At 68.0% G+C, this 932-nt stretch carries 1 protein-coding gene; it reads right to left on the bottom strand.

Annotated elements, in window-relative coordinates:
• On the bottom strand, nt 1–932 hold a 932-nt coding region (locus ACYVDE_RS24420; RefSeq protein ID WP_460504117.1), incomplete at both ends, for a M23 family metallopeptidase.

Here is a 932-nt window from a genome sequence, read left to right on the forward strand (position 1 = left end):
CGCAGCGCCTGGCTCAGGCAGCGGTTGAACGTGGGGGGGCAAACGGCCTGGCCCGCTACGGGCACGGCGAAATGCCGCAGCCGCGCCGCTTGGGGCAGTGCAGAAGGCATTGCAGTCTCCTTGGCTGGCGAGAACAATGAACGGACTGCCACTGCGGTGGAAGCCAGCCTGCCCGGTGCTGCAGTAGCCGGCACTTCTAAACGGCTCGCCGCAACGGTGGCAGGCGCAGCGGCCGCTTTGCCTTCGGCCACGAAGTAGGCCAGCGGATAGGCCAGCGTGCGCGAGCCCACGTAGGGCGTGGCCTGCACCTGAAAATGCAGGTGCGGTTCGGGCGAGCGCCCGGAGCTGCCGCAGGTGCCGATAATGTCGCCGCGGCGCACGTAGTCGCCCACTTGCACGGGCACGGAGTGGGCGCGCAGGTGCGAAAGCTGCGTGAACAGCCCCGGCGCATGTCGGATGACAACCGTATTGCCCCAGTTTTGGGCCAGGTTCACCTCCCCAATGGCATTGTCTTCGAGGTGCTGCACCACTTCTTCCACTACGCCATCGGCGGGGGCGAGCACGGGTTTGTTGTAGGCGTAATAGTCGCTCAGGGCCAGGCCCAGGCCCTGGTAGGTGCGGCCGTCGGCATCGGCAATGGCGAAATCGAGCGCGGCGCTCCAGTCGCCGAGGTGAGTGGGGCCGCCGTCGGCGTAGCCCTGCGTGCAGGTCCAGGTGCCCAGAAAAGGCAGGGTGAGGGCCACTGCGCCCTGATGGGCCAGCCGCTCGTGGTCGGTCGTGTAAGCGTAGAGGTTGCGCTCGGGCGAGTAGCGCTGAATGGGCGTGAGCACCAGCCCCGCGCCGGCCCGCTGCCGCAACAGCAGCACGTACAGAAACAGCAGCGCCACCGTGCAGTAGGGCAGCGACAGCGTGGGCAGCCCCAGGCCCGCCAG

The sequence above is a fragment of the Hymenobacter agri genome, assembly GCF_054778495.1.